13 protein-coding genes are annotated in these 14,114 nt (G+C 42.6%); 8 read left to right on the forward strand and 5 right to left on the reverse strand.

The features are described 5' to 3' along the window. Positions 1-82 precede the first annotated feature (82 nt). On the reverse strand, positions 83-1,657 hold the full coding sequence (locus V7K27_RS21770; RefSeq protein ID WP_334950158.1) for a GMC family oxidoreductase: 1,575 nt from the start codon (positions 1,655-1,657) through the stop codon (positions 83-85). A gap of 86 nt (positions 1,658-1,743) precedes the next feature. Continuing rightward, complete coding sequence (locus V7K27_RS21775) at positions 1,744-2,082, reverse strand: FAD-dependent oxidoreductase (protein WP_334950197.1); 339 nt, start codon at positions 2,080-2,082, stop codon at positions 1,744-1,746. A gap of 270 nt (positions 2,083-2,352) precedes the next feature. On the opposite strand from V7K27_RS21775, the gene V7K27_RS21780 reads away from it, so the two are divergent. The 4 genes from V7K27_RS21780 to V7K27_RS21795 all read left to right on the forward strand — a co-directional run bounded on the left by V7K27_RS21780 (position 2,353) and on the right by V7K27_RS21795 (position 4,361). Continuing rightward, on the forward strand, positions 2,353-3,258 hold the full coding sequence (locus tag V7K27_RS21780; protein WP_334950159.1) for an SMP-30/gluconolactonase/LRE family protein: 906 nt from the start codon (positions 2,353-2,355) through the stop codon (positions 3,256-3,258). After that, entirely contained in the window at positions 3,255-3,797 is a 543-nt protein-coding gene (locus V7K27_RS21785; protein WP_334950160.1) for a DoxX family protein, read from the forward strand. Before V7K27_RS21780 ends, V7K27_RS21785 begins: the two co-directional genes overlap by 4 nt. A 79-nt stretch (positions 3,798-3,876) precedes the next feature. After that, positions 3,877-4,095 carry a hypothetical protein gene (locus V7K27_RS21790; protein ID WP_334950161.1) on the forward strand — a complete coding sequence of 73 codons (219 nt, stop codon included), beginning with the start codon at positions 3,877-3,879 and terminating at the stop codon, positions 4,093-4,095. After that, on the forward strand, positions 4,092-4,361 hold the full coding sequence (locus V7K27_RS21795) for a type II toxin-antitoxin system RelE family toxin (protein ID WP_334950162.1): 270 nt from the start codon (positions 4,092-4,094) through the stop codon (positions 4,359-4,361). Before V7K27_RS21790 ends, V7K27_RS21795 begins: the two co-directional genes overlap by 4 nt. Positions 4,362-4,471: 110 nt before the next feature. On the opposite strand, the gene V7K27_RS21800 is transcribed toward V7K27_RS21795, so the two are convergent. The 3 genes from V7K27_RS21800 to V7K27_RS21810 all read right to left on the reverse strand — a co-directional run bounded on the left by V7K27_RS21800 (position 4,472) and on the right by V7K27_RS21810 (position 6,624). Further along, on the reverse strand, positions 4,472-5,434 hold the full coding sequence (locus tag V7K27_RS21800) for a VOC family protein (protein WP_334950163.1): 963 nt from the start codon (positions 5,432-5,434) through the stop codon (positions 4,472-4,474). A gap of 81 nt (positions 5,435-5,515) precedes the next feature. Beyond that, entirely contained in the window at positions 5,516-6,121 is a 606-nt protein-coding gene (locus tag V7K27_RS21805) for a DUF2231 domain-containing protein (protein ID WP_334950164.1), read from the reverse strand. Then, complete coding sequence (locus V7K27_RS21810) at positions 6,118-6,624, reverse strand: DUF2231 domain-containing protein (RefSeq protein WP_334950165.1); 507 nt, start codon at positions 6,622-6,624, stop codon at positions 6,118-6,120. The genes V7K27_RS21805 and V7K27_RS21810 overlap by 4 nt, the downstream gene beginning before the upstream one ends. 727 nt (positions 6,625-7,351) lie before the next feature. Between V7K27_RS21810 and V7K27_RS21815 the strand changes: the two genes are divergently transcribed. From V7K27_RS21815 to V7K27_RS21830, 4 genes are all read left to right on the forward strand, one after another. Beyond that, complete coding sequence (locus tag V7K27_RS21815) at positions 7,352-8,164, forward strand: SDR family oxidoreductase (protein ID WP_334950166.1); 813 nt, start codon at positions 7,352-7,354, stop codon at positions 8,162-8,164. A 314-nt stretch (positions 8,165-8,478) separates the two neighbouring features. Then, positions 8,479-10,599: an amylo-alpha-1,6-glucosidase gene (locus V7K27_RS21820; RefSeq protein ID WP_334950167.1), complete on the forward strand. Its 2,121-nt coding sequence runs from the start codon at positions 8,479-8,481 to the stop codon at positions 10,597-10,599. Positions 10,600-10,614: 15 nt separating this feature from the next. Beyond that, positions 10,615-11,553 carry a cation diffusion facilitator family transporter gene (locus V7K27_RS21825; RefSeq protein WP_334950168.1) on the forward strand — a complete coding sequence of 313 codons (939 nt, stop codon included), beginning with the start codon at positions 10,615-10,617 and terminating at the stop codon, positions 11,551-11,553. A 51-nt stretch (positions 11,554-11,604) separates the two neighbouring features. Then, positions 11,605-14,001, forward strand: coding sequence for a glycoside hydrolase family 15 protein (locus V7K27_RS21830; protein WP_334950169.1), 2,397 nt, complete (start codon positions 11,605-11,607; stop codon positions 13,999-14,001). Positions 14,002-14,114 lie beyond the last annotated feature (113 nt).

Below are 14,114 nucleotides of genomic sequence, written 5' to 3' on the forward strand. Positions count from 1 at the left end.
CACTACAATATTTTTGGGTTTTCGTGTTATACAATTTAGCTGCACATCAACTTAATCACTATTTTAATCGTTGAGCTATGCGTTAGCAAAGCGCTGCTGCAAGCAGGTCGCCAACACGTAAAGCATTGGCCATAATCGTTAATGTCGGGTTAGCACCAGAATTTGACGGAAAGAAACTACTATCTACCACATAGAGATTATCGACATCATGGGTACGACAATTGACATCAAGGACTGAAGTTTTGGCATCTGTGCCAAATCGACAACTACCACATTGATGGCCAACTGCTTGTTCAGGTAGTTGTGTGCGAGGATAAAGGCTAAATGGTAGGACGCTTTTAGCACAATGAGGGATTGACTTCAGCACAGATGTCCAGCGATGGATCAAGCGATCGCTTGCTTCGGTATTATTCAGTGTATAGTCAACGTGAATCTTCTCACCCACCACGCGAACCCGATTATTCGGGTCTGGTAAATCTTCTGTTTGCAACCACCAACCCACCGATCGCTCGGCCAGCAAATGGCGCTCATAATTAGGAATCAGCTTGACAAATGGAGCCATTAGTGGTGGTGCTTCTCCGGGAATCATATCGGCTAGCACATTACCTGTATTTTGTACCATGCCCATCGGATAAGGAAAATCCGGCTCTCCCCAATAAAAATCGTTGACAGCGATCGTTTTTTGAAAGTTGGCGTGATTCACTTCTAGATGTATGGAAACTATAGCTGTTTCCAGTTGCCTCATGAAATTCCGCCCCACCTGATCGGAACTGTTTGCTAATCCGTTAGGATGTTTGTCATTAGCAGACCGTAACAGCAAAGCAGCTGAGTTGACAGAACCACAGGCAACAACCACAATATCGCCTGTAAACCAATGTTTTTCCCCGGCAATTTCAGTTTCTACGCTTGTAACCTCTCGCCCCGACTCATTGGTATGCAGCCGCAAGACTTTAGCATTAGTTAAAAGGGTGAAATTGGCATATATCTCGCGGGTAGGACGAATGGCGTTAACATCGGCATCGGCTTTGGCACCTACAAGACAGGGGTATCCATCAAAAGTATCGCAGCGAATGCAGGGACTCTTGGTGCGATCGCTTTCATTCAGCTTTAATCCTAGTGGGAGGTGAAATGGATAGTAACCTAGTTCACGGATGCCATCAGCAAGGGACTGCATATCTGGCTCATGACTGACTGGCGGATAGGGATATGGTTCGCTGCGAGGTGGTTCGGTGGGGTCTTCTCCTTCTTTGCCATGCACGTCATACAGCTTTTCTGCTTGCGTGTAGTATGGCTCAAAGTCTTGATATTTCAAAGGCCATTCTGGAGAAATTCCTCCCTTGTGAATTACCCTTTGAAAATCTCGCTCCCGCAATCGAATTAAGGCTGCTCCGTAGAGTTTAGTATTGCCACCAACCCAGTAACCTGTTTGGGGCTGAAATGCCTTGCCTTCCTTGTTATACCATTGCTCATCTGTATGGTAACGATGTTTTTGATAAACCTCCTCTGGATTCCAGTTAGCTTTCTCTCTGGGCAAAAAGTCGCCTCGTTCCAGCACGAGAATTTTTTTACCTGTAGGTGCGAGGCGGTGAGCCAGTGTACCTCCACCGGCTCCCGTACCGATAATGATGATGTCGTAGCGCTCAGTGATGTTCGTCATATATGCAGGAGGTTGCAAATTATTTTTATCTCGAACATTATTAGTCTAACTGGTTCTTAGTCATACCAATTCTGTATGAAGATGCGCTAAACCCTATTTAAGTACAAGAAAGAAAAACGAACCGCAAAGGAGAGGCAGCGCGTTGCGGGGGTTCCCCCCGTTGTAGCGACTGCCGTCGCAAAGGACACAAAGAAAGAAAGAAAGAAAGAAAGAAAGAAAGAAAGAAAGTGCAATTCGACACCTTTAAGAAAGTCTGTTGCAGGCTGTATGCCAACTCCGATAATTACGATATCTGCTTGCAAGCGATCGCCATTATCTAAAATGACGGCTTCTACCTTGTCACTACCTTCAAATTGCACCGCTTTTCTACCAAACTTAAAGGAAACGCCGTTTTCCTCATGAACTTGCTGAAAGATTTTGCCGATTTACTCGCCAAGGGTTTTCTTAAAAGGTATAGAATTCGGCGAGATAACCGTTACTGACGTTTTCACCTTCAATCCGTACCTGATAACGAGCTAAAGAATCCAAGCCAGGTGTCATTTATGCCTAAAGGAAGGCTAATATTTCCTTTTAATTTCATTTATGTTTATATATTATGTAAATCAGGCATATTTGATAATTATAAAAATTAAGTTTGTATTAACTTGAACCTGCCATTTATCGCCAGTAACCAAGTTAAATAACAGGAGATTCCTATGGCTGAAGCCATTGAGATTTATGACGATCGCCTGCGTGCTATTGTACGCCCCGATGCTTCACTCCAGGAGCTAGCCAACGGTGCCGTTCATAGTGAGGGGCCTGTTTACTTCCACGAAGACGATAGCGTTGTGTGGAGTGACGCTCACGGCAACCGCCTGTTGCACTGGAGTCCTACTGATGGTGTGAACGTCCTGCGATCGCCATCTGATTATCAAAGCGGTAATTACCGCGATTTAGAAGGTCGTCTAGTTGCTTGCTCCTCCGGTCTGCGTGCCATCATCCGACGTGAACACGATGGGGAATGGAAGATTTTAGTCGATCGCTACCAGGGCAAACGCCTGAACAGTCCAAATGATTTGGTAGTCAAAAGTGACAACACAATTTGGTTCACCGATCCGCCCTATGGTATCACCGAGCCGAACCAAGGTTACGGCGGCGAACAGGAACAACCTGGAAGTTATGTGTATCGCTTCGATCCGGCTACTGGTGAAATTTATCCGGTAGTAACAGACATGGTGCGCCCGAATGGGCTGGCTTTCAGTCCAGATGAAAGCCTTTTGTATGTCTCAGATACAGCTGCGTTTAATATTCCTGGCGGACCTCATCATATTCGCGTCTATGAGGTTGTAGGCGATAGCCATGTGCAGAATGGCCGCGTGTTCTGTGTGATCGATCCCGGACAACCGGATGGATTTCGGGTTGACGAACATGGCAACATTTTTACTAGTTCTGAAGATAGCGTACAAGTATACGCGCCCGATGGGACTCAGTTAGGAAAAATTCTCATACCGGAGACATCCGCTAACCTAACTTTCGGTGGTAAAGAACGCGATCGCCTATTTATCACAGCCGGTCATTCCTTATATGCTATTGACCTTAATACCCGTGGTGTACAACTATGATTTATCAATTTGGGCTGGGTGTAGCGATCACCTTTTTCCTAGCTGCATTTAATTTCCCACAGCTAGGGTTAAAGTTGTTCAGTTCACTTTCTCCTGTGTATCCTGACGGACTCCCAGGATTGGCACTTTTACTACTAAGAGTTAGCCTTGGCGGGTTGTTTCTACTACACGGCTATCCAAAGATAACGCATCTTCGACAGTGGGCTGAGTCTCTAAAAATGCCTATCTTTCTTTGCTTTTTATCAGCTGCATCTATGTTAGGTGGCGGAATTTTTCTAATAATTGGATTCCTCACCCTCTTAGCAACTTTGCCCATTCTCGGCTCAATGATTTATGCGATATATTTAGACATTTCTGGAAGTAAGCCCTTTGTAGCCCAAGATCCCTACTTAATTCCTGAAGGACAGTATCAGGGGCCTTTAGGAAAAGGTGAAGCGCCAAGTTGGGAAAAAGCGTTTATGTATTGCGTTATGCTGATTGCGATCGCAGTTTTAGGCCCCGGTGCATATTCGCTAGATGCTTCGATTTTTGGAAGATGAATCATCGTTAATACTGCACCAGACAGGCAATTTTGTGATAGATAATTGAAAGTATCTCTTCTACGGGAGTAGGATAGTGATGACCGAGTTACTTGAAAAAGCGATCGCCAAGCTCAAAACTTTGCCTGCTAGCAAACAGAATGCGATCGCGGCACTGATTCTTGAAGAAATTGAAGACGAAACCCTTTGGGATAAAACTTTTGAGCAATCTCAGGATGCACTCGCTACACTTGCAGCCGAGGCAATAGCTGAATATCAAGCAGGCAAAACACAACCACTAGACCCAGAAACTTTGTGAACTCACGTACAACAGTTAAGTTTCGCAAAGCTTTTGCCAATTTACCTGAGGAAGTTCAAGAACAGGCACGCGAGGCTTATCGTCAGTTCAAGCAAGATCCTTGGCATTCGAGTCTTCGTTTTAAAGAGGTGCATCAGGAGTTACCTATTTATTCTGCTCGTCTCAGCAAGAATTATCGGGTAGTCGGTCAACGTGATGGAGACTTCATTGTGTGGTTTTGGATTGGTTCACACGCAGATTATAACAAGTTGCTATCTCAGTTTTAGGTGAAGTTAATATTATTATCAAGTTGCTTACCTGAATTCACAAAAGCTTAATTGATGCAGTTTTAACGTGTATTTATTGCAATATTTTAATCCTTGTATTTTGACTTACATTATTTTTTTGTAACAAGCAATACTGTATGTCCATCAGGGTCTTTAACTAAACACCCCTTGCGGTAAGGACTTGCACTATCCGTAAACTGCACAATCCCCGATGACACAAACTGAACCCCATTCTGCCGCAATATATCTACCGCCTGCTCAATGTCATTGACAACAAGTTCAATTTGCATATGTGCAATATCACAACTTTTCCAGTCACTCGGTATAGGACGGCCTTTTCCAGGCAAAATATAGTCTAACAGTTCAATTCCCACACTATCTTGAACAGGTCGTAGTCCTGTAATTCTGACTTTGGCTCCTGGTAAATTATCCAAGCGAGTTTGGGTTGACTGCCAGTTAAGACTGCGGCTATCAATTTGCATTCCCAGGAGATCGCAGTAAAAGTGTAGACTTTGCTCGGTGTTAGAAACTGCGATCGCACTATGATCAATTCCCAAAAATAAGCGGTCGCTCTTTTGATGCCATTTATCTTTTCCTTTATCAGGCGGAAACCAAATTAACTCTAAATCATGACCATCAGGGTCTTTAAACTTAAAGGCACGGACACCAGCAGATGCTTCATTACTAGGTGGCATTGTCTGGGGGGAAACTGAAATTGGTTCAATGGGAAATGAACGCAAGTGAGCATAGGCGCGATCCATATCACTCACTACAATTGCAAAATGTTGAAACCACAGGTCATTACTTTGTGAATCGCTAGGAATGGGTTTACCCTGAATGTTGAGATACTCCATCAACTCGATAAGTTCATCACCTAATCGTAAGGTAACAATGCGAATTTTTGCTCCACTCAAATCTTCCAGATCGCTGTAATTCTGTCCTTCAACAGTCATGTCTGAAACTAGTTCAAAACCAAGCGCTTCTTTATAGAAATTTAAAGAGCGATCGCAGTTTGTCACCGTTAATCCAATAGCTCGAATTCTTTGTACCTGTACATAGGTTTGACTAGGCATTTTCGATGGACTCTCTACTTACAATTAAGGGATTTGCAACAAATAAATTATTGAATCTTGTGGGGTGGGCAAGATGCTTGATTATTTGAGTATCAAATTTGGGTTTTTACCTTCTTGGAGTAACTTCGCAGCAGTAACGTGAATTCCAAAGTTCTCTCCCAATTGCGCTCCCAAAGTTCCGTGAACGAATAATATTGCCATTATCGCTATGCCTGCTAACAAGTAACTCCACTGCACCTGCCTAGAAGCATCCTTGCGCCAGCGATAGCGTTGCAAACCTCTCCATACTGTCATGGCTGCGATCGCTCCCAACAGCAAAACGCCACCCAAACCATGCAAAAGCATTGTCCAACCAGTAGTTAACCCCCAAGCGCTCTTTTGATCAACTGGTGGATTTGCTAGCAGTAACTCGAAAAAACCAGCTGCAACCGTGAAAAAGCTGATAAAAGCTGCTCCAATCAGGTTATACCAGCCGACATCAAAGAAACCAGAACGCAGGGCAGGCAGACCTAAAAATTTGAAGATTGGTTTTTCTAAAGCAAAAAGCGTTCCTGCAATATCAAAAACGATCGCAATAATCAACAAACCCAATGTTAAATGCACTAGTTGCGGATGTATCGGAATTTCATAAGGCAATCCGTTAGCATTCAGCCTCAATCTCAACTGTTCAATAAGTTGCCAGTTCATGGCGAAACTCCCTGCTTCATCGCTTGCACAACTGGCTCGATGTGTAACCCATACACCCAAACTAGCTTGCTTCCTAGATAGACTTGCAAGCACACTAGGCAGACTAAAAACGTTGCAGCACCCAGATAAGCAGGCGGTACTTTCCGTGGGGTGCGATCGCGAATCACGTAACGCCAAGCTGTAATGGCGACGACAATAGCCGCCAGCGACCAACCCATCACCGTATGAAAATTCAGTGTTGGTTGGACTGCTGGGTAAATGTTCGCCAGACCTGCTTCAAACTGACCAAAAATCACCGCTAAAAAGATGGTTACTGAGGCAACAAACATATTCCAGAAACTCACCTCAAACAAACGCACGTTGCGGGTGAAATAGCCCAGCACATCGCATACGAAAGAAAAAAGCACCATCGCAATTACGAAGTGGACGATGATCGGGTGTAGAGGGTCAGGGTATGGTAAATTTTGATTATTCAAAGACAGAGCATAAAAAACTTTTTCCATATTTAGTGTTTTTTACTACTTATTTTTTCAAATCCAAAAAGTAATTAAATTAACCAAGATTTTACTTTAAATCATATCCCAACTGGCATTTACAGCAGAATTCAGAATTCAGAATCCAGAATTCAGAAGTAAAACAGGGTTTATACTTAGCTTTGAGACGAATCGTTGCGTACTTCACTTTCCTTTAAATCTGCTGTATAAAAACTAGACAATGGTTATTTTTAGTTAGATTGGTTATTTGACAATAGCTAATCTAATCAGACACTCAGGATTTACAAAAACAATAGCCTAAACCCTGATTATTCAGTAGGGGCAATTCATGAATTGCCCCTACTGAATATATTACATGGTTCTTTCATTTAGATTGATTAACTAAAGATTTTACCTGAATTCATAACCGACATTGCTTTGAATATACCATAAATCTTTCTTCAGATTGATATGATCTTTAGAATTGACAATCTTACAAATCAAGACACACTGTTGTCACAGGAATGACAACTAATTGAAATCTTGCTCAGTCAAACAAGATACTGTTTATCTTTCTCTGGATAGATTGGAAAAATACTAGAGATTTCTTAAAGTAAGGAAAAGTTTTGCTTTTTTAATCTATAATTTACCGATTTGACCAGCTAAATCGCCAAGGTAATACTACGCCCAGCAAAAATATCATGCAAGTCTTCAGCGACTTACAATGTACACAAGTTTTAAAAGTATCGAAAACATTATGAGCTATTCTCCTTACTTGCTTAAAGGTCAAAAAGCACTTGTGACGGGTGCTAGTTCTGGGATTGGTGAAGCGATCGCTCGCTATTTAGCTTTATCAGGTGCAGCAGTAGCTGTCAACTATCATTCGGAAGCTGAGTCAGCCCAAAAACTTGTCGATGAGATCAAAGCGGCTAATGGTGAAGCTTTTGCTATTCAAGCTGATGTCAGCAAAGAAGACGAAATAAAGGCGATGTTCAGCCAGACGCTCGATCAATTCGGCACTATTGACATTTTGATAAACAACGCAGGTCTTCAAAAAGATTCAGCGTTTGTCGATATGACTCTTGAGCAATGGAATAGAGTTATTGAGGTAAACCTGACAGGACAATTCTTATGTGCTAGGGAAGCTGCAAAAGAATTCTTGCGCCGAGGTGTACAGCCCCAGATTTCCTCTGCCGCAGGTAAGATTATTTGTATAAGTTCAGTGCATCAGATAATTCCTTGGGCGGGGCATGTTAATTATGCTTCGAGTAAGGGCGGTATAAATATGATGATGCAAAGTATTGCTCAAGAACTTGCACCCCAGAAAATTCGCGTCAATAGTATCGCCCCTGGTGCAATCAAAACTCCAATTAATAAATCAGCTTGGGATACTCCAGAAGCAGAGGAGAAGTTACTAAAACTGATTCCAGCCAAACGCGTGGGAGATGTAGAAGATATCGCCAAAGCAGCAGTTTGGTTGGCTTCTGATGATTCTGATTATGTTAATGGTATAACACTGTTTGTAGACGGTGGTATGACCTTGTACCCCGGTTTTACAGAGAATGGCTAAAGTAATTCGTAATTCGTAATAGAGCCTCTGGCACGCTACGCGAACGTAATTCGTAATTAAGTTTTGTAACTGGGATTTAGAAAGAGCCACAAAACTTGCTGCTTGTTAGAGGTTGTTTGAAAAGTGTTTCGCTATCACTTTAGGCACTTTTAGATCCCCCCTAACCCCCCTTAAAAAGGGGGGAACCGGAATCAAAGTCCCCCTTTTTAAGGGGGATTTAGGGGGATCTAAAACTATTTGATACCGACAATAGAACTTTTCAAACATCCTCTTAGAAGCGGGGGAATTAAAACCACATAATTGGCTAATTGAGAATGCCGACAAAAGTTACTGTCAATCCTGGTTTGATAACCATCAACGATGGTTCCTCTTTTCTAGTAACAGCTAGTGATGGTTCCATCGACGAAAATTTAGCTCAAGGTTTTTTTGTTTGGGACACACGCCTAATTTCTTACTACGAAATTTCTCTGAATCGCTACCCCCTTTCGCTGCTAGCCTCTAGCAATATCACCCATCATAATGCGCTTTACCAATTCACCAACCCGCAACTTCCTACTATCAACGGGACTTTACCTGCTGGTAGTTTGCTTGTAACTGTTCGGCGCGACATTGTGGAAGGTATGCATGAAGATATTGATATAACTAACTATCACAATGAAGTTGTTAAGTTTCAATTAATGCTAGCTGTGCGCTCAGATTTTGCGGACATTTTTGATGTCAAATCACAGCAACTCTTGACGCGGGGTGAAACAGAAACCAGATGGGAAAATAGTGTACTCACGACTGAATATCATAACGGTTCTTTCTTCCGAGGTATTGTGATTGAACCAGTTTGTGGTACTTCTGAGCCACGCTATGCCAATGGTCGTTTAATGTTTGATCTGACAATACCTCCTGGCAAGACATGGCACACTTGTATCAACTTTACAGCCTTAGCTGATGGAAAAGTCTTCAAACCTCAAGATACCTGTGTTGTACCTCACAATACAAAAGCCGGAAAGGTTAGAGATGAGTTTCTGATTAATGCCACAAAGTTGCGATCGTCTAATGCTGAAATTGCCGAATATTATCAGCAAGCGATCGCGGATATGGGAGCGCTACGAATTGAGGTGTATGATAATGGGCATCAATTTTGGATGCCTGCTGCTGGTATTCCTTGGTTTGTCGCCGTTTTTGGCCGCGACTCAATAATTGCTAGCTTGCAAGCGATCGCAGTTTATCATGAATTTGCCCGTGGCACGTTGCTGAAACTGGCTCAACTCCAGGCGACTGAGTTGGATGATTGGCACGATGCCCAACCGGGCAAAATGCTGCACGAAATGCGGCGCGATGAGTTAACCACACTCAACCTACTTCCATATCATCCCTACTACGGAACAGTAGATACTACCATCCTTTGGATTGTTACTTTATCTGAAGCCTATAACTGGAACGCCGACCTCAGTATGCTTGATGAGTGTCGAGAACCACTGGAAAAGGCGCTAAATTGGATTGACAAATACGGCGATTTTGACGGGGATGGCTTTGTTGAGTATTTAACTCATTCGTCAAAAGGATTACGCAATCAAGGTTGGAAAGATTCGGGTGAGGCAATAGTTTACCCAAACGGTGAGTTAGTTGAGCCGCCAATCGCTTTATGTGAAGTTCAAGGCTACGTTTATGATGCGTGGCTAAGGGCAGCTTTAATTTATGAAGTGTGGGGCGAAAAAGAACAGGCGAAAAAGCTGCGTCAAAAAGCCGAAGAACTTTATCAACGATTTAACGATCGCTTTTGGATGGATTCAGTTGGCTTTTACTGTTTAGGATTAGACGATAAAAAGCAGCAAATTCAATCAATTACCTCAAATCCGGGGCATTTACTCTGGTCTGGTATCGTCCCACAGGAACGAGCAAAAAAACTTGTTAACCGACTTTTTCAACCAGATATGTGGTGTGGTTGGGGTGTGCGGACTCTTTCATCTGAAAATCTGGCATATAACCCGATTAGTTATCAACGCGGTAGTGTTTGGCCTCATGATAACTCGATCATCGCGGCGGGATTAAAAAAGTATGGCTATCACAAAGAAGCTAACCGTATTGCTGAGGGTATTTTTGCTGCTGCTAGTTATTTTCAAGCTGGACGAATGCCAGAATTGTTTGCGGGAATTGATCGCCAAGATGATAACTTTCCAGTCCCCTACCCAGACGCTAATATACCCCAGGCTTGGGCTGCTGGTTCAATTTTCTTACTGATTCGTACCATTTTAGGACTTAAAGCTGATGCCTCAAAACAACAGTTAAAAGTACAGCCCTCACTCCCAGATTACTTACCCGATTTAGAACTCACAAATTTGTCCGTGGGAGATGCTACGGTGGGATTGCGCTTTTGGCGCGATGGCGAACAAACCCAATGGGAAGTTACCCATCTAGATGGTGAATTAGAAGTTTCTGCATAGTTATTATTTACTCTTATGGCATCTGATTCATCTAATAAAGCTATATTTGCGGCGATGGGGGCTAATTTAGCGATCGCTATTACCAAATTTATCGCCGCCTCCATTACTGGCAGTTCCGCCATGATGTCTGAAGGGATTCATTCAGTGGTAGATACTGTTGATCAACTGGTACTTTTGCTGGGAATTCGCAGGAGCCAAAAGCCAGCAGATGCTAGCCATCCCTTTGGTTATGGTCAAGAACTTTACTTCTGGACTTTCATCGTTGCTCTCCTCGTCTTTGCCATTGGCGGCGGTATGTCAATTTACCAAGGAATCATTCATTTAATTAATCCCAGTCCTTTAGAAGACCCAAAATGGAATTATATTGTGTTAGCTATAGCAATATTATTGGAGGGTTTTTCTTGGATTGTAGCTTTAAGAGAGTTTTTGCCAACCAAGGGTAAACAAAATTTTTGGCAAGCAATCAAAAATAGTAAAGATCCCACAGTATTGACAATATTATGTGAGGATACTGCGGCAATTTTAGGTTTAATCGTTGCCTTCATCGGAATCTTCTTAGGACATTTATTTAATAATGTTTATTTGGATGGCATCGCCTCGATTATCATTGGCATTATCTTGGCTATAGTAGCGGTGGTACTAGCCAGAGAAAGTAAAGGATTATTACTTGGTGAAAGTGCCGATCCTAAAACTATAGCTAATATCCGCTCTTTGTCAAAAACAGAACCAGGAGTGAAAGAAGTTATCCGTATACTAACAATGCAGCTTGCTCCACAGGAAGTATTACTCAACTTAGAAATTCAATTTTCTCAAAATCTGACAGGTGAAGAAATAGCATTAACTGTAGAAAGTTTAGAAATAAAAATTCGCCAAAAGCATCCTGAAATAAAACAAATTTTTATTGAAGCCAAATACTTAAGTGCGGCTCGCAGATATTCTGAACCTTCTGAATAAATATCAAACACAGCATTTGTAAATAGTAGTTATTGATGGGCACAATAAATTATGGTAAAAATTCTTGGTCAAGGACAGGCTTTTGGCGCACCGGGTATCGAGCCTCGATGGACTCATGCCAATAAAGATGGAGTCGGCACAGCTTACTCTACCTCCAGTAACATTTGGTTTACGATCTGGAACGGTGTTGTCACTGAAATCTACCATCCCACAGTAGATAAACCCCAAGTTCGGGATTTACAGTATCTAATTTCTGATGGAAAAAGCTTTTTTCACGAAGAGAAACGCCATCTCGAATCAAAAGTTGAACCGATGTGGACTCATGGTTTAGGATACCGCATCACTAATTCCGATCCCAAAGGGCGTTATGCTGTAATCAAAGAAGTGATTGCTGACCCGCATTTCTCCTGTATTTTACAACATACAAAGTTAACAGGCGATCGCGATTTTATTTCCCAACTCCAGTTATACGCTTTATGTGCGCCACATCTGGAAGTTAGCGGCAGAGGTAATAATGGTTACGCTGTACAAGTTGCTGGACATCGGATTCTCACAGCCGAGAAAGGAGGAACATGGCTAGCGCTGGGTGCAACAGTTCCTTTTACCCGTCTTTCCTGTGGTTACGTCGGTGAAAGTGATGGCTGGACAGATTTAGCTGATAATTTTCAGATGGATTGGGAGTTTGACAGTGCTGTGGATGGCAACATTGCTCTGACTGGAGAATTAAATTTAGATAGCACTAAAGAGTTTACTTTAGGACTGGCATTTGGTACAAATCTGCACAATGCGATTTCTACACTGTTTCAGTCGCTGAATATTCCATTTGAAAAGCAGAAACAGCAATACAACGAACAGTGGAAGCGATCGCGCGATGGCACCCATTCATTAGAAAATGTTGCTTATGATGATGGGAAGTTGTATCACAACAGCATTAGTTTGTTGTTAGCACATGAAGACAAAACTTATCCTGGTGCGTTGATTGCATCCCTGGCTATCCCTTGGGGCGAAGCCAAAAACGACCAAGATCAAGGAGGATATCACCTTGTTTGGACGCGGGATATGGTTAGTAGTGTATCAGGTTTAGTGGCTGCGGGTCAAACAGCTACAGCAGTGCGATCGCTGATTTATCTTGCCACTAGTCAGCAGGAAGATGGCGGTTTTCCCCAAAATTTCTGGGTTGATGGTAAACCTTACTGGACAGGTATCCAGCTTGATGAGGTAGCATTTCCCATTCTGTTAGCATGGCGATTGCAGCAACAGAAGACTTGCTTAAACTTTGATATTTATCCGATGATTTTGCGGGCGGCGGGTTATTTAATTCGTCATGGCCCAGCTACCCAACAAGAACGCTGGGAAGAAAATAGCGGTTATTCACCATCAACACTAGCATCTAATATCGCCGCCTTAATCTGTGCTGCTGAATTTGTTCGTGAACGTGGGGATGAAGCAACAGCAAAGTTTATCGAAGAATACGCTGATTTTTTAGAATCTCACATCGAAGATTGGACAGTAACTACTGAAGGGACTTTAGTTGCTGGCATCAAACGGCATTATATTCGGATTACTCCTACAGATATTAATAATCCTCAACCCAACGAAAATCCTAACCAAGGAACTCTTTTTATCAGCAGTCAACCTCCTGGTGAACCCGCAGAATTTCCGGCGAAGGAAATTGTTGATGGTGGGTTTCTGCAATTAGTGCGTTATGGAATTCGCAAACATGATGATCCGATTATCGTTGATTCTGTCAAAGTAATTGATGCAGTCTTGAAAGTAGATACATCTGCTGGCCCTTGTTGGCATCGTTACAACCACGACGGCTACGGACAACAACAAGATGGCAGTCCATATCTAAGTTGCGGTCAGGGACGTGCTTGGCCTCTCTTAACAGGAGAACGAGGACATTATGAATTAGCTGCGCGTGGTGATGTCAAAACATATATTAAGGCGATGGAAGGATTTGCTTCAGACACTTGTTTGCTCCCAGAACAGGTTTGGGATGAAGCAGATACACCTGAAAACCACATGTATTTAGGAAAACCAACAGGTTCTGCGATGCCCCTAATGTGGGCACACTCGGAATATATCAAGCTGTTACGGTCAAATCATGATGGTCAGGTATTTGATTTTATTCCAGAGGTGGCAAATCGTTATTTAGGCGAAAGACAAGAGTGTAAATCATTAGAAATTTGGAAGTTTAACCGTCAAATAGACAAAGTTAAAAAAGGTTATACATTGCGAATTCATGCTTTAGCATCTTTTCAGTTGCACTGGTCAGATGATAATTGGCAAACCGTAAAAGATACGCCTGCTACTTCCACCAAGTTAGGAGTGAATTTTGTAGATATTTCTGTTTCCGATCGCCAGCAACAGCCAATTAGCTTTACCTTTTTCTGGATTGAAAGCAGTAAATGGGAACAACGCAATTACACGGTTGCGGTTTCATAATTCGTAATCAAGTTAGACCAGTACAACCAGACATTATCCAATAATAGCTAGGACTTACGCAAAATATCTCTCAAACTCTGATTTCTCCGTGTCCTCTGCGCCTCTGCGGTTCG

Origin of the sequence: Nostoc sp. (assembly GCF_036919575.1) — a bacterium.
Taxonomy (GTDB): domain Bacteria; phylum Cyanobacteriota; class Cyanobacteriia; order Cyanobacteriales; family Nostocaceae; genus Nostoc.

Coding starts and splice junctions, on each gene's coding strand:
- V7K27_RS21770 (WP_334950158.1), bottom strand. CDS start 1,657: ATGACGAACATCACTGAGCGCTACGACATCATCATTATCGGTACGGGA.
- V7K27_RS21780 (WP_334950159.1), top strand. CDS start 2,353: ATGGCTGAAGCCATTGAGATTTATGACGATCGCCTGCGTGCTATTGTA.
- V7K27_RS21785 (WP_334950160.1), top strand. CDS start 3,255: ATGATTTATCAATTTGGGCTGGGTGTAGCGATCACCTTTTTCCTAGCT.
- V7K27_RS21790 (WP_334950161.1), top strand. CDS start 3,877: ATGACCGAGTTACTTGAAAAAGCGATCGCCAAGCTCAAAACTTTGCCT.
- V7K27_RS21800 (WP_334950163.1), bottom strand. CDS start 5,434: ATGCCTAGTCAAACCTATGTACAGGTACAAAGAATTCGAGCTATTGGA.
- V7K27_RS21805 (WP_334950164.1), bottom strand. CDS start 6,121: ATGAACTGGCAACTTATTGAACAGTTGAGATTGAGGCTGAATGCTAAC.
- V7K27_RS21810 (WP_334950165.1), bottom strand. CDS start 6,624: ATGGAAAAAGTTTTTTATGCTCTGTCTTTGAATAATCAAAATTTACCA.
- V7K27_RS21815 (WP_334950166.1), top strand. CDS start 7,352: ATGAGCTATTCTCCTTACTTGCTTAAAGGTCAAAAAGCACTTGTGACG.
- V7K27_RS21820 (WP_334950167.1), top strand. CDS start 8,479: ATGCCGACAAAAGTTACTGTCAATCCTGGTTTGATAACCATCAACGAT.
- V7K27_RS21825 (WP_334950168.1), top strand. CDS start 10,615: ATGGCATCTGATTCATCTAATAAAGCTATATTTGCGGCGATGGGGGCT.
- V7K27_RS21830 (WP_334950169.1), top strand. CDS start 11,605: ATGGTAAAAATTCTTGGTCAAGGACAGGCTTTTGGCGCACCGGGTATC.